The following is a 20,908-nucleotide window of genomic DNA, read 5'->3' as shown; positions in this document are numbered from 1 at the left end:
CGACGGGATAGCCGTAGGTGTCGCTGTGGTGTGCGGCGATCGCCGCACGCAACGGCAGGATTCCGAAAGTCTCGGTGTAGCCGAGCAATTCGGCGTCGATCGCAACCTTGGTCGCACGCAATACCGGCGCCGGCGCGGGCGTGGACGGCTGCCCGGCCGCCAGCACCAGCACATCGCCGTGCGTCCTGGCTCGTTCCGCTGCGGCTTTCCAGACATCCATCACGTAAAAAGGTGGGATGGTCGACCGCCGAGATTCTGTGAACACCCGACAGACGGTAGAGCACACGCTCACCGCCTTCGGGCGATATGGTCGCTCCTAATGCTCGAGAAGACCCCTAGGTCGACACTCGACCAGGATTCCGTCGAAGAGCCCGCCACCGACGGCCGCCCGGCCGACGGCACCGGGCTCGACGAGGAGCGCCACACGGAGTCCGCGCAGGGCGCTGTCGACGCCGACCCTGCGCCCGCCGCCCGCGGCCGCGCATTCCGGTTTCCCTGGCCGCGCCGAAACCGGCGGGCCGTCGCGACCACCGTCATCGAGCCCACAGAACCGCACTCCGGCCTGACACCCGACACCCGCGCGGCCGAGCGTTTGAAAGACGTGCCCATGGTGGGCGGGGTCGTGCTCGCACCGGACTGGCGGACGCGAGATGCGGGAAAGCGGCCGGGGCTGCGAGCCCTCATCGGGCCCCGTGTCGAGCAGATCCGGCAGCTGACGCGGCAGCGGCCGTCCCGCGACGACATGCGGGAGCTGCTGGCGAAGCGCCCGACGGGCGACGAGGTGCGCGCCACCCTGCGCAAACACCGGGTGCTGATCGGCGGGGTCACCGTCGTCGCGCTGTTCGCCGCGGCGGACTCCACCTTCCTCGGCATGGTCACCGACCGCGGGCCCGCACCGGGACAGGTGCAGCGGATCGCGGTGGCCTACCCCTGGCAGATGCAGACGACCACGCCCTCGGTGCGGCGCTATCTGGACGCCGTCGACCACGGCGAACGTCTGCGTGAGCAGGCGGTGGTCGCGGCTGCGGCCAGAGCAACACTCGAGCGGGCGAGGAACGAGGCGGCGGCAGCAGCGGCGGGTGAACGGCAGCCGTGGATGGGCAGTGCGCCACCACCCGCCGTCACGCTACCGCCGGGCACCGTATTGCCCGGTGGTATCGCGCCTGGCGCCGGCGGCTTCGTCCTGCCCGCGATCGGCGCGTTCACCTCCGGGTTCGGGTCGCGCTGGGGCACTTTCCACAACGGCATCGACGTGGCGGGACCGATCGGCACCCCGATCTACGCGGTCGCCAACGGCATCGTCATCGACGCGGGCCCGGCGCAGGGTTTCGGTCTGTGGGTCCGCATCCGCCACGACGACGGCAGCATCTCCGTCTACGGCCACATGTACGACTTCTTCGTCTCCGTCGGCGAACGCGTCCCCGCAGGCATGCAGATCGCCCGTATGGGTAACCGCGGCGACTCCACTGGCCCCCACCTGCACTTCGAGGTCATCGTCGGTGGGCAGCACGTCGACCCACAGCGCTGGCTGGCACTGCACGGTCTCACCTACAGCTGAACCCCGACTACACGCTGATGCGATCCTCGACGGCGGCCAGGCCGATATCGGTCCGGTAGTGGCTGCCCGGCAGCTTGATGCCGGCGATCCGCTCGTACGCGGCGGTGCGGGCGGCGGCCAGGTCGCTACCGGTGCCGACGACGCTGAGCACGCGACCACCGGCGGAGACCAGTGCACCGTCCTCACGCTGCGCGGTACCGGCGTGCAACACCGTGGCCGCGTCGTCGGCCGAGCCGTCACCCGCACCGGTGATGACATCGCCGAGTCGGGGACGGCCGGGATAGTTCTCGGCGGCAACCACCACGGTGATCGCAGAGCCGTCTTTCCAGCGCGGCGGCTGCACCTGCGACAGGGTGCCGGTGGCGGTCGCGTAGAGCAGTTCGCCCAGCGGGCTGTCGAGCAGGGCCAGCACCGCCTGGGTTTCCGGGTCACCGAAACGGCAGTTGAACTCGACCACGGCCGGTCCTTCGGCGCCGATCGCCAGCCCGGCGTAGAGCAGCCCGGAGAAGCCGCTGCCGCGGCGCACCAGCTCCGCGGCGACCGGCTCCACCACATCGGTGACGATCGCGCGTGCGGTCTCCTCGGGCAGCCAGGGCAGCGGGGTGTAGGCGCCCATGCCGCCGGTGTTGGGGCCGGTATCGCCATCGCCGACGCGCTTGTGGTCCTGCGCGGGCAGCAGCGGCACCACGGTCTCGCCGTCGACCAGGCAGAACAGGGAGACCTCCGGGCCGTCCAGGAAGGACTCGAGCAAGACCGGATGACCCTGTTCCAGCAGTTCGGCGCCGTGATCGCGGGCGGCGGACCGGTCGGCCGTCACCACAACGCCCTTGCCGGCAGCCAGACCGTCGTCCTTGACCACCCAGGTGGGCCCGAAGCGGTCCAGTGCGGCATCCAGCTCGGCCGGAGTGTCGACGACCTCGCTGTGCGCGGTCCGCACACCCGCGGCGGCCATCACATCCTTGGCGAACGCCTTCGATCCTTCGATCCGAGCGGCAGCGGCGGACGGGCCGAAGCAGGCGATGCCCGCGGCCCGCACCGCGTCGGCGACACCGAGCACCAGCGGCACCTCGGGGCCGATCACGACCAGATCGGCGGCCAGCTCGGTGGCCAGCGCGACCACGGCCTCGGCGGAGCTTGGGTCGACCGGACGGATCTGCGCGTGCTGGGCGATGCCCGCATTACCCGGTGCGGCCACCACGGCCTGCACCGCGGGATCGCGACGCAGGGCGAGGACGAGGGCATGTTCACGGGCTCCGGAACCGATGACGAGTACGCGCACGGCAGACAGCTTATAGGTGTATCGGTCCCGCTCCGCGTGTCAGGTTGGCGGCTCGCGGCACCCGGTGCCCTCGCGCGCGAACGCCCGTTCACCCTGGACGGCGCAGGTCGCGTCCGTTGCGCCGACTGGGCGCGGCGATGCCATGGATGATGGTTGGAGACAACCGAAGTGGGGGTCGCTCCCTCACCCGAGCACACGGAGGATGTGCGGGCCATGGGGCTGATGGACGGAATCATGGGCAACGCCGGGCGGATCGATCCCGGCCAGGCCCAGCAGGAATACGCCAAACTCCTCGGCAACGGCGAGCAGATCTATGCCGCCTACCTACTCATCCGCGATGCCATCTTGTTCACCAACCGCAGGCTGATCCTTGTCGACAAGCAGGGCATGTCGGGCCGCAAGGTCAGCTACCACAGCATCCCGTACCGCTCGATCACCCATTTCTCGGTGGAGACCGCGGGCACCTTCGACCTCGATGCCGAGCTCGCCATCTGGATCGCAGGCAGCTCCACGCCGTTGCAGAAGAAGTTCAACCGGCAGGTGGACATCTACGAGGTGCAGGGGATGCTGTCGCATTTCGTCGCCGTGTAGGTGGTGGTGCTCGCCGCGGACCCGCGGCCGCCACCCGTGCGCGTAACCTGCGATCATGGCTTCTGTTTTCAGTGCGATCATCGCTGGTCAGCTCCCCGGTCGATTCGTATGGGAGGACGACGAATTCGTCGGTTTCCTCACCATCGCGCCGGTCACCCAGGGCCACACCCTTGTGGTTCCGCGTAAGGAAATCGACCAGTGGCAGGACCTCGACCCCGAGACCTTCGCCCGGCTCACCGGTGTCGCCCAGACCATCGGCAAGGCCGTGCGCGCCGCCTGGGACGCGCCACGCGCCGGACTGCTGATCGCGGGCCTCGAGGTGCCGCACCTGCACGTGCACGTTTTCCCCGCCTTCACGATGGGCAACTTCGACATCTCCGGCGCCGACCCCAACCCCTCCCCCGAATCCCTCGACGAGGCCCAGGCCAAGATCAAGCAGGCCCTGCGCGACCTCGGCCACAGCGCCAACGTCCCGGACTGAGCATTCCGTGTGGGGAGCTCCAGTTCGCTCCCCACACCGCTGCTCCCCTACCCGATGCGCGAACCGACTCCGCTCGGCGATGAACCGATGCGCACGCGCTCCCCGTAATTCCTCACGCTGCCGCACTCGATGGCGACGGCATTCCGGCCGCGGATTCTGCGGCGAGTCGAAGAGGAGCGCATCATGACCACTGTCCATCCGGCACCGACCGAGGCCGCCGTCGAAGAATTCGCCGCCACGATGGTTGGCGTACTCAACGACGCGTGTACCGCGATGATGACCAGCATCGGACATCAGACCGGACTGTTCGACGTCATGGCCACGCTGCCGAACCCGGTGACATGTGCGGAGCTCGCCACCACCACCGGACTGAACGAGCGGTATGTGCGGGAATGGCTCGGCGCGATGACCGTGTCCAGGATCGTCGAATTCGACGCGGCCGCACAGACTTACCGGCTGCCTGCCGCACATGCCGCGGTGCTGACCCGCGCGGCGGGGCCGAACAATCTCGCGCGTTTCATGCAGGTCATCTCGATGCTGGGCGAGGTCGAACCCGCTATCGCCGAATGCTTCCGGATCGGCGGCGGCCTTTCCTACGACAACTATCCGCGGTTCCACCAGTTCATGGCCGAGTTCAGTGCGGGCACGCTCGACGCCGCCCTGATCGACAGCATCCTGCCGATGGTGCCGGGTCTGGCCGAGCGGCTGCGTGACGGTATCGATGTCGCCGATATCGGCTGCGGTCGCGGCCACGCGATCAACCTGCTGGCGAAGGCCTTTCCGGCCAGCCGTTTCACCGGATACGACTTCTCGGTCGAAGCGATCGACGCGGCACGAGCCGAGGCCACGCAGTTGGGCTTGACCAATGCGACCTTCGTGGTGCGCGATGTGACCGACCTCGGCGCCACCGACGCCTACGACGCGATCACCGTCTTCGACGCCATCCACGACCAGGCCCATCCGGCCACCGTGCTGGAGAATATCGCAGCGGCGCTTCGGGATGACGGCGTCTTCCTCATGGTCGACATCCAGGCGTCGAGCCACCTCGAGGACAATTCGGACCTGCCCTTCGGTCCCTTCCTGTACACCGTCTCGACCATGCACTGCATGACCGTCTCACTCGGCCTCGACGGCGACGGCCTCGGCACGGTCTGGGGCGAGCAGAAGGCCCTGTCGATGTTGGCCGACGCCGGCTTCACCGACGTCGAGATCCACCATGAGGACGCGGACCCGCTCAACAGCTACTACGTGGCCACGAAGAGGTGAACGGACCAGATCATCGAGTCCGCGGGGTGTCGCAAGCCGGTATCACCGGCATGCGCCGGGCGCAGGTCCGAATACACAACACGCCCTGGTAGGGGCCATAGACGCCGATCGGTCGATTACCGTGGCTCCTGCCAGGTTCGTGTGAAAGCTCCGCTGACACGTGAGAAGGTACCGATGAAAAAGGTTGCGCCTGTTCTTCTGGCCATCGCGGCGGTCGGTCTGATCGGCGCCTGCGGCGACGACAGCTCCTACGACAGCTCGGTTGCGACGACGACATCGGTCGCAGCCACCACGACCACAATGGTGGTGACGCCGGGTACACCATCTGCCGTACTGGCCTCCACGCCGTGGGAGACCACTTCCGCAGCGAACGCCACGGGCGCATACCTGCCCCTGACCGACCCCAACGTCAGCAATTACGTCGGCTTCGCCTATTTCAAGCCGGACGGCACCTTCACCATGTACAACCTCGACGATTCACCGAAGATGCAGGGCGATTGGTCGGTCTCACCGGACGGAAAGACCCGGACCCTCGTCGTCAGAAATGATGCGGGAGAAGAACAATTCCGCCGCGACGTCGACATCGTCACGTTGATCGATACGGAATTCACCTACCGGGTGTATCCCGATGCCGAGGACAAGTCGGTCTATTTCGACATCATCCATACACCGACGGATCACCCGGAACCGAGCTCGTAAGGCGGGATCGGACGGTCAGGTCCCGCGCGGCAACCGGACTGTGAACGTAGTCCCTGCCCCGACATCGCTGCGCACGTCCACACTCCCCCCGTGCGCGCCGACGAGCGCCTGCACAATCGATAGCCCCAGCCCGGTCCCGCCGCTGTCGCGGCTGCGTGAGGTGTCGGTGCGGTAGAAGCGTTCGAAGATCCGGGCGGCTTCTTCGGGCGGCAGGCCTTGACCGGTGTCGGTGACCTCGAGCAGGACCTCGTCGTCCATCGGGGTGAGGGCGACGGTGATCGCGGCGTCGGGCGGGGTGTGCACGAGTGCGTTGTTCAGCAAGTTGGCCAGCACCTGGCGCAGCCTGGCATCGTCGCCGGGGACCTCGTAGGTACCGGTTCCCGGCTGCGCCGCGAGAGTGATGCGACGCGCCGGAGACTCCGGATCGCGGCCGGCGGCCACGGCTCGCGCGCTGTGCACGGCGTCGCTGGACAGAGCGAGCAGATCGACCGGCTCCCGTTCGAGCGGGCGCTGGGCGTCGAGACGGGCCAACATGAGCAGGTCGCCGACGAGCACGCTCATCCGGTTGGCTTCGCTTTCGATGCGTTCCATGAACAGGCCGGCGTCGGTGGCGGCGCCCTGCCGGTAGAGCTCGGCGAAACCACGGATGGTGGTGAGCGGGGTACGCAGTTCATGGCTGGCATCGGCCACGAAGCGGCGCATGTTGGCTTCCGAACGCCGGGCGGCTTCCTCGGAGGCCTCGGTCGCGGCGAAGCCGGTCTGGATCTGAGTGAGCATCGCGTTGAGCGAGGCGGCCAGGCTGTCGACCTCGGTGTTGGTGCCGTGCACCGGGACTCGCCGATGCAGGTCGCCCGCCGCGATTTCGGCGGCTATCTCCTCGACTTCGACCAGTCGCCGCAGACTGCGCCGGATGACGAAGTACGCGGCCACCGCCAGCGCCGCCAGCACCAGTGCCCCGATCACCAGCTCCAGCACGATGAGCCGTTCGATGATGGCCTCGGTCTCGTCCATCCGCAATGCGACCAAGCTGGTGCCTTGTGGCCGCTCGGTGTAGAGCACCCGCCAGTTCGACGATCCGCCGTCGACGGAACCGGTGGTGAACGGCTGGGAGCCGGGGTCGGCGGGCACGTCGGGTGCGCCGGCGTTGTTGTCGTTGATGTGTACTACCCGTCCGGACGAATCCGACAGGCGTGCGTAGAAGAGCCTCGGCGGCTGCTCGATATCGGCAGGGTCCGGTGGCCGCGGCAGTGCGGGTCTGCTGGGGTTGGCCCAGGTGTGGGTGGCCTCGTAGAGCTGCCGGTCCAGGCGGTCGACCAGGACCGTGCGCAAAGAGGAGGTCACGGCGACTCCGGAGGCGAGCAGGCCCGCCGCAGCGAGCACCACCAGCGCGAGCACGAGGGTCACTCGCAGGGGAACTGCCGCCGCCCTGGCCGCAATCCGATGTTTCACCGTCGACCGCTATCGGGTTCGCGCAGAACATAACCCACGCCGCGCAACGTGTGAATGAGCCGCTGCTCACCGGTGTCGACCTTCTTGCGCAGATACGAGACGTAGGTTTCCACCACACCGACCTCGCCACCGAAGTCGTAGCGCCACACATGATCCAGGATCCGCGGCTTGCTGAGTACCGTGCCCGCGTTCACCAGGAAATACCGCAGCAGCGTGAATTCGGTGGGTGACAACGACACCGGCTCACCGGCCTTCCACACCTCGTGGGTGTCATCGTCGAGTTCGATATCGGCGAATCGCAGTCGGGTGCGTTCGGGCGATGGCGTCGTCTGGCCCGCACGGCGCAGGACAACCCGCAGCCGTGCCACCACCTCTTCGAGGCTGAACGGTTTGGTGACGTAGTCGTCGGCGCCGAGAGTCAGGCCGGTCACTTTGTCGTGCACGTCGTCGCGGGCGGTGAGGAACAGCACCGGGGCGTCGATGCCGTCGGCGCGCAGGCGGCGCAGCAGGCCGAACCCGTCCATGCCCGGCATCATCACGTCGACGATGAGCGCCTGCGGCCGGAAGGTGCGTGCCAGGTCAAGTGCCTGTGCGCCGTCGGCGGCGGTGGCGACCTCGAAGCCCTGGAAGCGCAGGCTGACAGCGAGCAGCTCGACGATCATCGGCTCGTCGTCGACCACCAGCACCCGCGCCTCGGGTGCCTGTTGCGGCGTACCGGTCATCGTTCCATCGTCGCCCCAGCCGCTGGGTTTCGGCTGCGGACTCGCTGTGTGGTTGCTGTGAACGCGCGGGTCAGCGGTGAGGTTCGGAGTACATGTCCTCGTCGGAGAGCAGGGCACTACCGGCGACCTGGTCGTGGGCGAGGGCATCGAGGAATGCCCGCGCCCAGCGATCCACATCGTGGGTGAGGACCTGCCTGCGCAGCGATCGCATCCGCCGCCGCTTGGTATCGCGGTCGTCGGTCAGCGCCGAAGCGATTGCGTCCTTCACCGAATCCAGGTCGTGCGGATTACACAGGTAGGACTGCCGCAATTCCGCTGCCGCGCCGGTGAATTCGCTCAGCACCAGCGAACCGTTCAGACCGCTGTGGCAGGCCACGTACTCCTTGGCCACCAGGTTCATCCCGTCGCGCAGTGGCGTCACCAGCATGGCGTCGGCGGCCACGAAGAACGCGATCAGTTCCTCGCGCGGGATGGGGCGGTGCAGATAGTGCACGACCGGGTAGCCGACCCTGGCGAACTCGCCGTTGATCCGGCCGACCTGACGTTCGATATCGCCACGCATCTTGATGTAGCTCTGCACCCGCTCGCGGCTGGGCGTGGCCAGCTGCACCATGACCGTGTCCGCCGGATCGATCCGGCCCTCGAGCAGCAGTTCTTCCAGCGCATTGAGCCGGATATCGATGCCCTTGGTGTAGTCGAGCCGGTCGACGCCGAGCAGGATGTTCTTCGGGTTGCCGAGTTCGGCGCGGATCTTGGCGGCACGTTCGCGCACCGAACGGCGACGCGAATGTTCGTCGAGTTCGGCGGAGGCGATGGAGATCGGGAAGGCACCGACCCGCACATTGCGGAACCCCACCTGCACCACGCCCAGCTTCGACCGCACACCGACGGTGCCGCGCGAGGTGGGTTGACCGGCCAGCCTGCGGGCCAGGTACAAGAAGTTCTGCGCACCGCCCGGCAGATGGAAACCGATCAGATCGGCGCCGAGCAAACCCTCGATGATCTCGGTGCGCCACGGCATCTGCATGAACAGTTCCACCGGCGGGAACGGGATGTGCAGGAAGAATCCGATGGTCAGATCGGGGCGCAGCATGCGAAGCATCTTCGGCACCAGTTGAAGCTGATAATCCTGCACCCACACCGTCGCGCCCTCGGCGGCGACCTTCGCGGTAGCCTCGGCGAAGCGGCGGTTCACCTGGACGTAGGCCGCCCACCATTTGCGGTCGTAGACCGGGCGCACGATGACATCGTGGTAGAGCGGCCACAGGGTGCCGTTGGAAAAGCCCTCGTAGTAGTCCTCGACCTCCTGCGCCGTCAACGGCACCGGATGCAGTTCGAGACCGTCCTCGATGATCGGATCGACATCGACATCGGGGACACCGGCCCAACCGACCCACGCGCCCTTGTTGCTACGCAGAACCGGCTCCAGCGCGGTGACCAGTCCACCGGGGCTGCGCTTCCAGCGCGTGCTGCCGTCGGGGAGTTTCTCCAGGTCGACCGGGAGCCGGTTGGCGACCACGACGAACCCGGAGTTGCCGCCTGCGGCGCCGATCGGCAGCGCCTCGACCGGTTCGGGTTCGGCCACCTCGGTGTCTAGCGGGCCGGAGTCGTTTGGCGCGGAAACGAGCGACCCGGACGGATACGATTCGGCGTAGTCGGAGTCGTTGTCGTCGGACGGCTGGTCGGTCATCTGGTCCACTCACGCATCCTTGTCTGAGGGCCGGCGTTCGCGGCTGCCCGGTATTCGTCGGCTGCCGCCTTCGGGCCGTCGCTCACGCCGCGCTGCGCTTCGCTGTTCCCGGTTCAGTTGTGGGTGGATCGCCGGACGTCGCCGTTGGCGGCCGTCGATCCGGATAGGGCTCTTATTCGCCCCTGGCGCCGGGGCCGATGCCGAGCATCGACAGCAGCATCCGGCATTCGTCGGCGTCCGCCGCGTAGGCGGCGACGACGCGCTGGGCCTGACGAGCGGTTTCGTCGGCTAGTGGCTCCAGATCCTCGTCGGCGATTCCGTTCGCGCTGCTCTTCGCGGCCATCTTCAGTCCTCCCGGCAAATTGCGCTCGTACGTGCGAATAGTCAATGGTATCTGGCGCGCGGCCCGGACCTGCCCGGTGCCGGAACCCACCCGGTGTACCGGTGCTCGCGGTACCGATACCGTGGGCAGCGCAGTACCAACCTTACGAAAGGGTATGCGGATGCCACTGGCCACGGTGAACGGAATTTCACTCAACTACCAGGTCAAGGGCGACCGAGCCAAGGGCACGGACACGAAGGGCGCCGGTCCGCTTGTCGTCATGATCATGGGCACGGGCAGTCCCGGACGAGTCTGGGAGCTGCACCAGGTGCCTGCTCTCGTCGCCGCGGGCTACCGGGTGTGCACCTTCGACAACCGCGGTATCGCGCCGACCTACGAGGCCGTCGACGGCATGACCATCGACCAATTGGTCGCCGACACGGCGGGCCTGATCGAACTGCTCGACGAGGGCCCGGCCCTCGTCGTCGGCACCTCGATGGGCGCGCGCGTGGCCCAGGAGCTGGCGCTGGCCCGCCCCGAACTGGTGCGCAAGGCCGTGTTCCTCGCCGGGCACGGGCGCCTCGACCAGTTCCAGAAGACGCTGTCGCTGGGCGAACACGACCTCGACGCGAGCGCCGTCTCCCTGCCGCCCAAATACGAGGCAGCGGTGACCGCGGTGATGAACCTGTCGCCTGCCACCATGGCCGACCCCAATGCCGCACGGGACTGGCTGGATCTGTTCGAGTTCACCGGCGGCCCGGTCACCCCCGGTATCCGCGCCCAGCGGCGAATGGATCACGATTTCGATCGGGTGCAGGCCTACCGCGCCATCACGGTGCCCTGCCTTGCGGTCGGCTTCGCCGATGACCGGATGATCCCGCCGTACCTGTCACGCGAGGTCGCCGACGCGATCCCCGGCGCCCGCTACCAGGAGATTCCCGACGCCGGGCACTACGGTTACCTGGAGCGGCCGGAAGCGGTGAACAAGATCCTGCTGGATTTCTTCGCCGCCTGACCCGGTCAGGCCCGGAGGCGGAAGCGGAGCGTAACCACGCAGGGCACCCGGGTCAGGCTGATTGGACACCGCCTGAACGGACCGTCGAGGTTACCGCCCGGCCGTAACGTATCCCTTGCTAGGGTCGACACAACGCTCGGGGTTTCCGACGCCCGCGGTTCGCGTAACCCGGCGGCGGTCGACCCAGCAGCGATCCCGTACACAGCGCCAGTATCCAGTGAGGTGAAATGAGCACCAATCCCTTCGACGACGAAGACGGCCGCTTCTTCGTTCTGGTCAACGACGAGGAACAGCACTCCCTGTGGCCGGCCTTCGCGGAGGTCCCGGCCGGATGGCGAGTGGTGTTCGGCGAAGACAGCCGCGCCGCTTGCGTCGAGTACGTCGAGAAGAACTGGACCGATATGCGTCCCAAGAGCCTGCGCGACGCCATGGCCGCCGACGATGCGGCCCGTCAGGGCGCCCAGTCCTGACCACGGCCGATACTGCGCCGGGACATCCTCGACTGGACTGCGTACCGCATGGCACCGTAAACCCGGTGTCACGCGGTGCGCACTCCCGGTTATGATGACTCCGCTTTCCGCCTCCTTAGCTCAGTGGTAGAGCACCGCTCTTGTAAAGCGAAGGTCGTCAGTTCAATCCTGACAGGGGGCTCCACGCCAACGGGCGCGACATAACGTCGCGCTCGTTCTGTCTGTCAGGGCTCGTGCCCTTGCCAAGGTCCACGAAACCGTCCGCGTCCTCGGCCACACCCGCCCAGCACCGATGCCTTGGCGATTTTCGCCCGTTGGGCCAATGTGAAGATCTGAGCCGGCTGAGGCTCCGACTGCACGGTCACACCACCAATAGTGAGTGGTACCGTATTACGTACCACTCTGGTACCATAGGTTCCATGACCAGCGCACTCACTGCCACTGACGCACGCAAGGCCCTATTCCCGTTGATCGAGCAGGTCAACGCTGACCACACTGCCATCGAGATCGTGTCCAAAAAGGGCAACGCCGTGCTGCTGTCGAAGGCGGACTACGACGCCATGGTGGAGACCGCCTACCTGCTCTCCAGCCCGGCCAACGCTGCGCGGCTGCTGCGCAGCCTGGAAGCAACCCGACGCGGCGAGTACACCGAACAGACCCTCGTCGAGTGAAGGTCGCGTTCACAGAGGAAGGCTGGGACGACTACACGCATTGGACGATGACCGACCGCCGGGTGGTGAAACGGATCAACGAACTGATCCGGGACATCACCCGCGATCCGTTTGCCGGGACCGGCAAACCTGAACGGCTCAAGTACCTCGCCGACAATGCCTGGTCGCGGCGCATCAACCATGAACACCGGCTCGTGTACGTGGTCGTTGACGACACCGTGATCGTGCAACAGGCACGCTTCCAATACTGAGGGCCGCCAGCGGCTCGAGATCTCGTTGAGCGTCGAGCAGATCAGATCGGATCGACGTCGGAAACCAACCAGCGATCGTCCGGGCGCTCCAGTTTCACACGCAGTCGGCTGGCGTCGTACGTTCCCGCGGCGGGGTCCTTGCCGGTCGTCTGCTGGTTGATGAAGATCATGACCTCGGCCTCGTCCGCCTCGGTCTTGATCACGCCGGAGCCGACAATGGTGGCCTTGACGACGAGTTCCTGCTCCTTCGCGCCGGGCACGAGGACGGTCTCGGTCACCTTGTTCCAGTCTTGTTTGAAGTCATCGGACATGTCCTCGCTGACCTTGGCCATGTCGGTATCGATCGTTTTGAAGTTGTAGCCGAACATCCCTTCGACTGCGCGGCGAGCGACGGCTACCGAATCTTCGCGGGCCTGTTCGGCCTGGCTGTCCTGCCAATATCCGTAGCCCATCCAGGAACCGATGGCCAGACTCGCGACGAGCAGGACACCTGCCCCGACCAGAAACAACCGATCGCGCAACTTCGCTGTCATACGACCATCTCCATTCGTGTCGCTGCCAGCCCCTTGTCGGTATCGGAGACCGTCACACGGAAGCGGTACTGACGCTGCTGCTGGCCGTCCGCGCCGCCGTTGGTCAGCGTCTGCTCGACGGCAACGAGCACGATGGCGGAATGATCGTCAGAGCTCTCGATAGCAGCGTCGATCACCTTGCCCTTGGCCCGGACCTCTGCCTTCTTCACAATCCCGGCATAGTCGGCTTTCCGCTGCTCGTACTCGGTGGCGAGATCACCCGCGGACACCTCCAACACCCTGTTGATATCGGCCTCGGCGGTCTCGGCGCTGATACTCGTAATGTTCAGCAGGGCTTGCTTCGCCGTCTGGACATAGTCGGCGCGCCGTGTCTGCTGATCAGCGATATCGCCGCGCAGATTCATGATGTACGCGCTACCTGCCAGCATGGCGACGGCCAGCACAACAGCGGCCACGGCCACAACTCGCTGCCAGCGGGCACCCGCCTCCGCCGAGTCGGATGCTTTCACCGGCGTCTGCGCACCAGTTTCGGTGTCCGCATCCGCAGCCGTCTCGGTGCTGGTCTCCGCCGATTCGGCGACGACCTCCCCAGCGTCAGCCGGATCGACGGCGCTCTCGTCAACCGCCGGATCGCGCGGCGATTCAGCGGGCTCCGTGGTCGGCGCCTTCTCTTCCGCAGGCTGCTGCGCGGGCGACACCGTGGTGTGGTCGACCCGAACGTCAACGCCGACCTCGTCCGGTGGCGGCCCTTCCGAGCGCACCGCGCGCCGTCGGGCGCGGCTGCGCACTCCGTTGGTGTCACTCATCGCATCTGCTCCTGGAACATCGCTGTCAAGCTCGCCGGGACGACTCCGGAACCGTCCGAGCCGATATGTGCTGACCGATACGTACGACCATCCGAACCGACGAACGTACCCGTCTTCGGATCGTACGTCCGGGTCTCCACCGAGGCCGGGCGGGTTCCGCCAGGGGCGCTGGCCGGTGCGACACCGTCGCCGCCACCGGCGGCGGGCTCGCCCGACGGGGTGACCGGGTTCGGCGGGCCGAACGGCGGGTTGTCGCCGAGAGGCACGTAACCCTGGGGGTCGCGGCACAGCTCGGGCGACGGGGCTCGTTTGCCCGGAACCTCCACACAGGGCATGTTGCGAATGCCACGCACTGCATAGGGCGCGTTCTGCGGGCCCTTGCAGTACAAGTTCGGCGGGGTATCCGGTGCATCGAGTTCGGCAGCCGACCGACGCTGGTCAGGCGGCAGGAAGCCGGTGGTACACCCGATCGGGCCGTTGAGTCCGACCATGAAATCCACCATAACGCCGTACTCGAGCGGGCCACCCGTCGCTGCCGTCAACAGACCCGAGATCAACGGCGGGAAAACCACCAACAGCTGTTCGAGACCTGCGTTGTAGGTGTAGCCGACCTGGCCGACGCTCACGAGATTCCGGGTGAGCAATGGCAACGTCGGGGTGACATCGCGCAAGAGATCGGAGGCACGAGAGGCAGCGGCGGGAGTCTTGTCGATGACGCTGCGCAGCGATGGATCATGTTCGCGCAGCTGATCGGTCAGGGTGGCCAAATCCCGTGTCCACGAACGGATAGCCTCATCGGATTCGATTTGGGTATCCAGCAATGGCCCGATCTTCGCGATCAGATCCTTGGTGGGCTCCGCGTTGTCCTTCGCCTCTTGGACCAGCAGGGCGGCCGAGTCGATGAACCGCTGCAGGTCCGGCCCCGCGCCATCGAAAGCCTTGAACGCTTCGTCGATGACCAGTCGCAACTCGGTATCGGCCACACTCTCCAACAGCCGGTCGGCCTGGTCGAGCATGGCGCCGACATCTTGCGGCAGTTTCGTGCTCTCGACCGGAATGACGGATCCGTCATAAAGCTCGGCGCCGTCGGTTTCCTCGCCGGGAACGAGGTCCACATACTGCTCCCCGACCGCGGAAACGCTGCGTACCCACGCTTCTACGTCGGCCGGGATCTTGTAGTCACTGTCGATCGACAGGTCGGCTGCCACCCCTTCAGGGGTGAGCCGGACCGCCGTCACCTTGCCGACATTGGTACCGCGATAGGCGACGTTGGCAGTCTCGTACAACCCGCCCGTCGCGGCCAGCTCGACCGTCACGTCATAACGGCCTATGCCGACCATGGCAGGCAACTTCACATATGCCCCGCCCATCACTCCGAGGCCGATAATCGTCAGCACGGAGAAGATGGCGAGCTGGACCTTGACGAACCGCGTGAGTTTCATCGTCCACTCCCCTCCGGCACGGTGATACCGGGAATCGCGGGAAGCCCTGGAATCGGTGGCAACCCCGGGATACTGGGCGGCGGCCCTTGCGGCCTCGGCTGCAGCGGCGCGGTTCTCGGATCGACCGGCGGTCCCGCGGTCCCGCCCACTTGGCCGAGCGCGCCCTCAACGCCGGTGTAGCGCGGCCCGACCGGCGTTCCCGTGAGGAAGTTCTTGGTCAACCGCTCGGAAGTCAGGTCGTAAACGACCTTCACATTGAGGTAGTCGCCTCGGACCGCACCGTCGAGGGCGTGCATCGGGAACGGGAAGGTGAGCAGCATGCTCAGCGACGCGCTGAGATTCTGTCCGGTGTTCGCCAGTTCCTGCAGCGTCGGCCAGAGGTTGGCCAGGTTGGCCTTCAGATCGTCGCCGCCGTTTTGCACGATGCGGCTCACCACGTCGCTGAGGCCACCGAGCGCGGTGAGTGTGCCGGTGATGCTCTCTCGTCGGTCGGCGAGCACGGTCAGCGCCGGATGAATATCTTCGATCGCCGAAGCGAGCATGTCCTTCTGCCCGGCGAGAATTCCGGAGAGCCGGTCCAATTCGCTCATTGCCGCGATGATGTCGCCGGTCTGGGTGTCGAGTGTGCCGATGAGCTGATTCAGTTGCGGCAGCAGATCGCGGATCTCATCGGTGCGACCAACGAGTGCCTTATTGAGCTCGGTGGTGATGTTCTCGATCTGGCTGAGACCACCACCGTTGAGCACCACCGACAGCGCGGACAGAGTCTCCTCTGTGGTCGGGAAGGCACCCGCCCGCTCGAGCGGAATGGTGTCACCATCGCGCAGCCTGCCCTGCCCTTGCACATCGGTCGGCGCGGCCAACTCGATGTGGTTACTCCCGAGCAGACTGGTCTGCCCGATCTTGGCAGTCGCGTTGGCCGGCAGTTGCACATCCTTTTCCAGGCTCACCGTGACCAGCGCGTGCCAGTCCTCCACCTGGATATCGGTGACCGTTCCCACGATCACATCGTTGACACGGACCGGCGAATTGCGAGTCAGGGTGGTCACATTCGGCATCTGAATATCGACCTGCCACGAATCCGCTCCGGTACCGACCGCGCCGGGCATCGGCAGTGAGTTCAAGCCGCTCCATTCGCAGCCGCTCACCCCGATCGCGACGCAGACAGCGACCATCACGCCGCCGATACGCTTACGTCCTGTCGACAACATCATCTGCCCCCTGGGACAACCATGTCGGCCAGCGACTTCGGAACACTCACCTGAGCTCCCGCACGGGCCGCGAGTTCCGGTGTGCTGTACACCAACTGCTCGGGATACGCACCGGCACCGGTCGCCGGGTTGAGCATCAACGGCGGATAGTTCATTGCCAGCTTCTGCAATGTCGGTCCGAGCATCTGCGCGCACAGATCCGCGCTCTTATCCGAATCGTTGGTCGCCGCCCCTCGGATGGAGCCGCAGATGAAGCTGATCGGATCAGCCATATTGGTCAACACCGGGAAGCCGGTCAGCGAGCCTTGGGCGGGCTTGTACAGCTGATAGAAGTTCACCAGCGCGGTCGGCCCCTGGTGCAGCAGTGATTCCAGCTCGGGGCGCTTGTCCACAAGCAACTGGGTGACATCGCTCAACCGCTGCACACTCTCGGTGAGCGCACCACCGCGTGATTCGATGAACCGCTGGACGTCCTGGACCGCGACATCCAGACTGTCGAGGCCGGCGCCCAACTCCTCCGAAACCCCGGCCAGCACCGATGACACCGAGGCCAACCGGCCGCCGAACTGCACGATCTGATCGTTGCTCTTGGACAGCACGTCCACGAACATCTGCAGATTGCGGATGGTCGAGAACAGATCGGTCCGACCGTCGGACAGCGTGCTGATCGCGCCTGACAGCTCGTGCAGAGTGGCGCGGAAAGCCTCACCGTTGCCGTCGAGGTTTTCGGCGGCGGTATCCACAAATCGCCCGAACGACCCTTGCTCGTCCTCACCGACGGGGCCGAGCGCTGTCGCCAGGTTGGACAACTCTGTCTTGATGTCATCCCACTCGACCGGAACTGCGGTCCGCTCGATCGGAATGGAGTCGCCATCGGACAGCTTCGGCCCGCCGGTGTACGCGGGCGCCAACTGAACGAAGCGCGCGGTCACCAGAGACGGCGAAATGATCACCGCTGCCGCGTCGGCGGGCAGATCGACCCCACGATCGACTGTCATCTTCACGGTGACGTGATCCTTACCCGGTTCCACCGAGTCGATCCGTCCGACCTTGACGCCGAGCACCCGCACATCGTCACCGGCGTACAAGCCGCTGGTCGACGGGAACTGCGCCGTGATCTGGGTCTTTCCGAAATTGTCGAACACGTACCAGCCGATACCGAGCACGATCGCGAGTACCGCGGCCAGCGCGACCATTCGCGTCCAACGAGGCAATTGAGTGACTTTGCGAAGCGCATTCATCGCGGCGGCTCCGTAATCGCCGGCTCGATAGACGGCAGCGGATCGAGGAAGGACTTGAGGCTCTCGGGCAGATGCTGCGGCCACACCATCGCATCGATCAGCAATTGCAGTCCCTTGCTGGTGAAGTTCGAGATGTATGCCTGGAAGTACGGGCCGCTGCCGACCTGCTCGCCGAGGGCACCCGCATACGGACCCAGCGCGTCGAGAGCATCGGACAGGTTCTGCCGATTGTCCTGCAGCAGCGTCAGTACGGAATTCAGCTGGTCCAGCGTGGGTTTGAGCTGGGCCTCATTGTCGTTGACGACGCCGGTCAATTGCTTGGCGAGCCCGTCGATGTAGACGATGAGCTGGCTGAGCGCGCCGCGGCGGGCATCCAGTTCGCCGAGCAGTGCGTTGCCATCCACTACCAGCGCGCTGATCTGGGTGGCTCGGTCCGAGAGCACCTTGGTCACGTTCTGCGCCTTCCCGAGCAGATCGACCAGTGCCTGATCTCGGGTATTGATGCTGCGCGACAGCGCGGTGATGCCGTCGAGCGCCGCCCGCAGCGGTGCCGGTGTGTCGGCGAATGCCGTCGACAGCGTGTCCAGCGTCGCGTTGACCTGCTCCATGTCCAAACCCTGGACGGTGGTTGCGAGGTCACCGAGCGCGTCGTTGAGTGAATACGGCGAGCGAGTTCGCTCCAGGGGAATCGGACTGCTCGCGCGTAGCCTTCCGTCGCCGGTCGGCGTCACCGCGAGCGCCTTCCTGCCAAGCAGGGTGTTGGTTTCGATGGCGGCGGTGGTCATCTCGCCCAACGGAATCGACTCGCTCATCGAGAAACGGACGAGCACCTTGTCGCCGTCGAGGCTGATCTCCTCGACCTGGCCGGAGCGCACACCCGCGACCTGGACATGATCACCGGTCACCAGACCACCGGCATCAGCGAAATAGGCCGTGTACGTCGCCCCCGAACGGACGAAGGGCAACCGATCGAACTGCAGTGTGGACAGCGCGATGGCGACCGCCAGCACGATCCCAACGATGCCGTAATTGATCAGCGGTGAGCGTCGCCCGTTCACTTGGCGCACCTTCCGGTCGTCTGGGCTCCTGGCGGCTTGAGGAGCATCGGTTTGCCGTCAGGCCCGTCGACCATGATGTCCGCGGCACATACGTAGATGTTCAGGAATGAACCATATGCGCCGATGCGGACCAGCTTCTTGTAGGTCTCGGGCAGGTTCTCGAAAATCCACTGCAGCTCACCAGAGTTGTCGTTCAGGTTCTGCGCGGTCCGGCCCAGCTCGGTAATAGTGTTCTTCAAATCGGGCCGCGCCGTTTGCAGCAGTTCGGTGAGATCGCCGGTGGCTCCTGCCAGCCTCGGAATGGCGTCACCGATCGGATCCTTGTCCGCGGCCAGTCCACTGATCAGACGCTGCAGTTCGTCGAGGGTGGTAGCGAATTGCTCGTCGCGCTCGTCGATGGTGGACAGGACGGTCTTCAAGTTCTCGATCACGCTACCGATCAGGGCATCACGATCGGCAAGCGTCTTGGTGAACGAACCCGAACTGTTCAGCAGCGACACCAATGTGCCGCCCTGACCCTGGAAGATCTTCAGCAACGCCCCGGTGAGGTCGTTGACCTGCGCCGGATTCAAACCACGCAGAAGGGGTTTGAAACCACCGAGCAATAGATCGAGATCCAGTGCGGGCTTGGTCTGTTCCACGGGGATGGTGCCGCCGGCGGCGAGCACCTCCGCACTACCGGGACCTTCGAGCAGTTCGAGATAACGGTCGCCGACGAGGTTTTCGTACCGGACGGTGGCCTCGGTGCTCTTGTACAGCCGGTATTTGCGATCGACGTCGAATTCGATGTGCGCCAGATTGTCGTCGCCGACCGATACCTGGCTCACTGAGCCGACCGGAACGCCCGCGATGCGAACCTGTGCCCCCGGAAGAATGCCGGAGGAACTGGTGAACACCGCGTGGTACCCGTTCTCCCTGGCGAATCGCATCTGGCTGAAGACCACCCCGAGCATGCCGAGGATCAGCACCATCACCAGGGCGAACAACCCGAGCTTGACCGTGACAGCACGTGGTTTGAATCTCATTTACGCACCCCCGGCATTCCGGCGAACAGCAACTCGAAGACAGTGGCGTTCACATGTGGCTGGGTCGGTGGCTGCCACACGTGGCCCTGGGAGGTGTCGGTCACGAGGTAGTTGGCGTTGACACCGGGTACGCGATCCAAGATTCCTTCACAGTGCGGGCCCCCGGTCGCGTTCACCTTCGGCAGGTCCTCCGGGTATTTGTACGGTTCGCCGCCGGGCATGACACCCGCGTTCATCGTGACGGCCGGATAGCGGCCGCCGAAGATGTCATTGACGATATGCATGTTCGAGCCGAGGCCGACGATGGTGCAGTACAGCCCCGAACGGTACTCATTGAGCACAGCCGTGGTGGGTTCCAGGAGCCTGAGCGCTTCGACGATCGGGCCCTCGGTGTCGTTCAAGAGTGGGGTCGCGGTGTTCGCGAGTCCGATGAGGTTGGCCAGCAACGCGTCGATGTTCTGTTCGCTGTCCACGATCGTCGCGCTGGTGACCACGGCGTTATCGGTGGTACGCAACAGGTTCGGGACGGTGTCGGCGTACAGCCCGCTGACAACGGCCGTCTTCTGCAGGTCTTCTTGAAGTGCAGGCAGGATCGGGTTGATATCCCGCAGGTATGCCTCGCTGTCGACGAGCAGCTGTCCCAGCTTGTCCCCGCGGCCGTCGAGGGCCGAGCCGATCGCGGTCAATGTGGCATTGAGCTTTGTCGGATCGATTTTGCCCAGAACCTCATTGAGATGCTGGAACAGCGTGTTGAATTCGACGGTCACCGAGGTCGCCTGCACAACCGCACCCGGCTGCATCGGCTCCGTCGAAGCATTCGGCGGTGCGACGAAGTTGACATACTTCGCGCCGAACACCGTGGTGGACCGAATATCAACGACAGCATCCGACGGCACCAACTCCAGCTGGTCCGGATCGATCGCCAACTCCAGCCGTGCACCGTTGGGGGTGTTCTCGATTCCGGCTACCGTGCCGATCTGGATACCGCGCATTCGGACCTTGGCATCGGGATCGAGTACCAGCCCCGAGCGAGCGGTGTCGACGGAGACCTTGACGGTGTTCTCGAAACCGCCCATGAACATCACCAGACAGACGGCAACCACTGACACCAGGCCCAGCACCATACCG

Annotated in this window: 22 protein-coding genes, 1 tRNA gene and 1 pseudogene; 10 read left to right on the top strand and 14 right to left on the bottom strand. The window is 65.6% G+C overall.

Going from position 1 to position 20,908, the window contains the following annotated elements; translation table 11 throughout:
* Positions 1-265, bottom strand: a pseudogene (locus GV792_RS29830) (aspartate aminotransferase); the annotation flags it as partial.
* A gap of 54 nt (positions 266-319) precedes the next feature.
* On the opposite strand from GV792_RS29830, the gene GV792_RS22640 reads away from it, so the two are divergent.
* Positions 320-1,558 (top strand): M23 family metallopeptidase, encoded by a 1,239-nt coding sequence (locus GV792_RS22640; RefSeq protein ID WP_375154331.1) that lies wholly within the window; start codon positions 320-322, stop codon positions 1,556-1,558.
* A 7-nt stretch (positions 1,559-1,565) separates the two neighbouring features.
* Here GV792_RS22640 and purD read toward each other — a convergent pair whose 3' ends face one another.
* A complete protein-coding gene (gene purD / locus GV792_RS22635) occupies positions 1,566-2,837 on the bottom strand; it encodes a phosphoribosylamine--glycine ligase (protein ID WP_163826288.1) in 1,272 nt (423 codons plus the stop codon).
* 213 nt (positions 2,838-3,050) lie between these two features.
* Between purD and GV792_RS22630 the strand changes: the two genes are divergently transcribed.
* The 4 genes from GV792_RS22630 (at position 3,051) to GV792_RS22615 (ending at position 5,874) form a co-directional block, all read left to right on the top strand.
* Complete coding sequence (locus GV792_RS22630) at positions 3,051-3,428, top strand: PH domain-containing protein (protein ID WP_163826314.1); 378 nt, start codon at positions 3,051-3,053, stop codon at positions 3,426-3,428.
* A 55-nt stretch (positions 3,429-3,483) separates the two neighbouring features.
* A complete protein-coding gene (locus tag GV792_RS22625) occupies positions 3,484-3,909 on the top strand; it encodes an HIT family protein (RefSeq protein ID WP_163826287.1) in 426 nt (141 codons plus the stop codon).
* 183 nt (positions 3,910-4,092) lie between these two features.
* Positions 4,093-5,175 (top strand): class I SAM-dependent methyltransferase, encoded by a 1,083-nt coding sequence (locus tag GV792_RS22620; protein ID WP_163826286.1) that lies wholly within the window; start codon positions 4,093-4,095, stop codon positions 5,173-5,175.
* Between the two features lie 174 nt (positions 5,176-5,349).
* Positions 5,350-5,874, top strand: a complete 525-nt coding sequence (locus GV792_RS22615; RefSeq protein ID WP_218581210.1) for a DUF4822 domain-containing protein — start codon at positions 5,350-5,352, stop codon at positions 5,872-5,874.
* Between the two features lie 15 nt (positions 5,875-5,889).
* On the opposite strand, the gene GV792_RS22610 is transcribed toward GV792_RS22615, so the two are convergent.
* From GV792_RS22610 to GV792_RS29130, 4 genes are all read right to left on the bottom strand, one after another.
* Positions 5,890-7,323: a sensor histidine kinase gene (locus tag GV792_RS22610; protein WP_175583083.1), complete on the bottom strand. Its 1,434-nt coding sequence runs from the start codon at positions 7,321-7,323 to the stop codon at positions 5,890-5,892.
* Complete coding sequence (locus GV792_RS22605) at positions 7,320-8,045, bottom strand: response regulator transcription factor (protein ID WP_163826285.1); 726 nt, start codon at positions 8,043-8,045, stop codon at positions 7,320-7,322. The genes GV792_RS22610 and GV792_RS22605 overlap by 4 nt, the downstream gene beginning before the upstream one ends.
* 70 nt (positions 8,046-8,115) lie before the next feature.
* Complete coding sequence (locus tag GV792_RS22600; protein ID WP_175583087.1) at positions 8,116-9,630, bottom strand: alpha,alpha-trehalose-phosphate synthase (UDP-forming); 1,515 nt, start codon at positions 9,628-9,630, stop codon at positions 8,116-8,118.
* Positions 9,631-9,907: 277 nt separating this feature from the next.
* The gene (locus tag GV792_RS29130) at positions 9,908-10,078 is read right to left on the bottom strand and encodes a hypothetical protein (protein WP_014348853.1); all 171 of its coding nucleotides are present in this window, start codon (positions 10,076-10,078) and stop codon (positions 9,908-9,910) included.
* A 160-nt stretch (positions 10,079-10,238) separates the two neighbouring features.
* Here GV792_RS29130 and GV792_RS22595 point away from each other — a divergent pair, with 160 nt between their 5' ends.
* The 5 genes from GV792_RS22595 (at position 10,239) to GV792_RS22575 (ending at position 12,464) form a co-directional block, all read left to right on the top strand.
* Positions 10,239-11,072 (top strand): alpha/beta fold hydrolase, encoded by an 834-nt coding sequence (locus tag GV792_RS22595; RefSeq protein WP_163826310.1) that lies wholly within the window; start codon positions 10,239-10,241, stop codon positions 11,070-11,072.
* A 227-nt stretch (positions 11,073-11,299) separates the two neighbouring features.
* Positions 11,300-11,542, top strand: a complete 243-nt coding sequence (locus GV792_RS22590) for an MbtH family protein (RefSeq protein ID WP_011207082.1) — start codon at positions 11,300-11,302, stop codon at positions 11,540-11,542.
* 109 nt (positions 11,543-11,651) lie between these two features.
* Positions 11,652-11,726, top strand: a tRNA-Thr gene (locus GV792_RS22585).
* Positions 11,727-11,961: 235 nt separating this feature from the next.
* Positions 11,962-12,213, top strand: a complete 252-nt coding sequence (locus GV792_RS22580; protein ID WP_163826284.1) for a type II toxin-antitoxin system Phd/YefM family antitoxin — start codon at positions 11,962-11,964, stop codon at positions 12,211-12,213.
* Positions 12,210-12,464 (top strand): Txe/YoeB family addiction module toxin, encoded by a 255-nt coding sequence (locus GV792_RS22575; RefSeq protein WP_163826283.1) that lies wholly within the window; start codon positions 12,210-12,212, stop codon positions 12,462-12,464. The genes GV792_RS22580 and GV792_RS22575 overlap by 4 nt, the downstream gene beginning before the upstream one ends.
* A gap of 41 nt (positions 12,465-12,505) precedes the next feature.
* On the opposite strand, the gene GV792_RS22570 is transcribed toward GV792_RS22575, so the two are convergent.
* From GV792_RS22570 to GV792_RS22535, 8 genes are read right to left on the bottom strand one after another with little or no spacing between them, the layout of a single operon-like run.
* Positions 12,506-12,997, bottom strand: coding sequence for a h domain protein (locus GV792_RS22570; protein ID WP_163826282.1), 492 nt, complete (start codon positions 12,995-12,997; stop codon positions 12,506-12,508).
* Positions 12,994-13,803, bottom strand: coding sequence for a hypothetical protein (locus GV792_RS22565; RefSeq protein ID WP_163826281.1), 810 nt, complete (start codon positions 13,801-13,803; stop codon positions 12,994-12,996). Before GV792_RS22565 ends, GV792_RS22570 begins: the two co-directional genes overlap by 4 nt.
* Positions 13,800-15,245 (bottom strand): MCE family protein, encoded by a 1,446-nt coding sequence (locus GV792_RS22560; RefSeq protein ID WP_163826280.1) that lies wholly within the window; start codon positions 15,243-15,245, stop codon positions 13,800-13,802. The genes GV792_RS22565 and GV792_RS22560 overlap by 4 nt, the downstream gene beginning before the upstream one ends.
* Entirely contained in the window at positions 15,242-16,456 is a 1,215-nt protein-coding gene (locus GV792_RS22555) for an MCE family protein (protein ID WP_163826309.1), read from the bottom strand. Before GV792_RS22555 ends, GV792_RS22560 begins: the two co-directional genes overlap by 4 nt.
* Positions 16,456-17,697 carry an MCE family protein gene (locus tag GV792_RS22550; RefSeq protein ID WP_163826279.1) on the bottom strand — a complete coding sequence of 414 codons (1,242 nt, stop codon included), beginning with the start codon at positions 17,695-17,697 and terminating at the stop codon, positions 16,456-16,458. The genes GV792_RS22555 and GV792_RS22550 overlap by 1 nt, the downstream gene beginning before the upstream one ends.
* Positions 17,694-18,755 (bottom strand): MCE family protein, encoded by a 1,062-nt coding sequence (locus GV792_RS22545; protein WP_163826278.1) that lies wholly within the window; start codon positions 18,753-18,755, stop codon positions 17,694-17,696. The genes GV792_RS22550 and GV792_RS22545 overlap by 4 nt, the downstream gene beginning before the upstream one ends.
* Positions 18,752-19,780: an MCE family protein gene (locus GV792_RS22540; RefSeq protein ID WP_163826277.1), complete on the bottom strand. Its 1,029-nt coding sequence runs from the start codon at positions 19,778-19,780 to the stop codon at positions 18,752-18,754. The genes GV792_RS22545 and GV792_RS22540 overlap by 4 nt, the downstream gene beginning before the upstream one ends.
* Positions 19,777-20,904: an MCE family protein gene (locus GV792_RS22535; RefSeq protein ID WP_256668090.1), complete on the bottom strand. Its 1,128-nt coding sequence runs from the start codon at positions 20,902-20,904 to the stop codon at positions 19,777-19,779. The genes GV792_RS22540 and GV792_RS22535 overlap by 4 nt, the downstream gene beginning before the upstream one ends.
* Positions 20,905-20,908: the final 4 nt, after the last annotated feature.

The organism is Nocardia cyriacigeorgica (assembly GCF_010868145.1).
Taxonomy (GTDB): Bacteria; Actinomycetota; Actinomycetes; order Mycobacteriales; family Mycobacteriaceae; genus Nocardia; species Nocardia cyriacigeorgica_D.
The sequence above is the reverse complement of the archived record's forward strand: the minus strand, read 5'-3'. Positions and strand labels throughout refer to the sequence as shown.

Excerpts from the sequence above, each read along its gene's own strand:
- GV792_RS22640 (WP_375154331.1), top strand. The coding sequence starts at position 320 with ATGCTCGAGAAGACCCCTAGGTCGACACTCGACCAGGATTCCGTCGAA.
- GV792_RS22630 (WP_163826314.1), top strand. The coding sequence starts at position 3,051 with ATGGGGCTGATGGACGGAATCATGGGCAACGCCGGGCGGATCGATCCC.
- GV792_RS22625 (WP_163826287.1), top strand. The coding sequence starts at position 3,484 with ATGGCTTCTGTTTTCAGTGCGATCATCGCTGGTCAGCTCCCCGGTCGA.
- GV792_RS22620 (WP_163826286.1), top strand. The coding sequence starts at position 4,093 with ATGACCACTGTCCATCCGGCACCGACCGAGGCCGCCGTCGAAGAATTC.
- GV792_RS22615 (WP_218581210.1), top strand. The coding sequence starts at position 5,350 with ATGAAAAAGGTTGCGCCTGTTCTTCTGGCCATCGCGGCGGTCGGTCTG.
- GV792_RS22605 (WP_163826285.1), bottom strand. The coding sequence starts at position 8,045 with ATGACCGGTACGCCGCAACAGGCACCCGAGGCGCGGGTGCTGGTGGTC.
- GV792_RS29130 (WP_014348853.1), bottom strand. The coding sequence starts at position 10,078 with ATGGCCGCGAAGAGCAGCGCGAACGGAATCGCCGACGAGGATCTGGAG.
- GV792_RS22595 (WP_163826310.1), top strand. The coding sequence starts at position 10,239 with ATGCCACTGGCCACGGTGAACGGAATTTCACTCAACTACCAGGTCAAG.
- GV792_RS22590 (WP_011207082.1), top strand. The coding sequence starts at position 11,300 with ATGAGCACCAATCCCTTCGACGACGAAGACGGCCGCTTCTTCGTTCTG.
- GV792_RS22580 (WP_163826284.1), top strand. The coding sequence starts at position 11,962 with ATGACCAGCGCACTCACTGCCACTGACGCACGCAAGGCCCTATTCCCG.
- GV792_RS22570 (WP_163826282.1), bottom strand. The coding sequence starts at position 12,997 with ATGACAGCGAAGTTGCGCGATCGGTTGTTTCTGGTCGGGGCAGGTGTC.
- GV792_RS22565 (WP_163826281.1), bottom strand. The coding sequence starts at position 13,803 with ATGAGTGACACCAACGGAGTGCGCAGCCGCGCCCGACGGCGCGCGGTG.
- GV792_RS22560 (WP_163826280.1), bottom strand. The coding sequence starts at position 15,245 with ATGAAACTCACGCGGTTCGTCAAGGTCCAGCTCGCCATCTTCTCCGTG.
- GV792_RS22555 (WP_163826309.1), bottom strand. The coding sequence starts at position 16,456 with ATGTTGTCGACAGGACGTAAGCGTATCGGCGGCGTGATGGTCGCTGTC.
- GV792_RS22550 (WP_163826279.1), bottom strand. The coding sequence starts at position 17,697 with ATGAATGCGCTTCGCAAAGTCACTCAATTGCCTCGTTGGACGCGAATG.
- GV792_RS22540 (WP_163826277.1), bottom strand. The coding sequence starts at position 19,780 with ATGAGATTCAAACCACGTGCTGTCACGGTCAAGCTCGGGTTGTTCGCC.
- GV792_RS22535 (WP_256668090.1), bottom strand. The coding sequence starts at position 20,904 with ATGGTGCTGGGCCTGGTGTCAGTGGTTGCCGTCTGTCTGGTGATGTTC.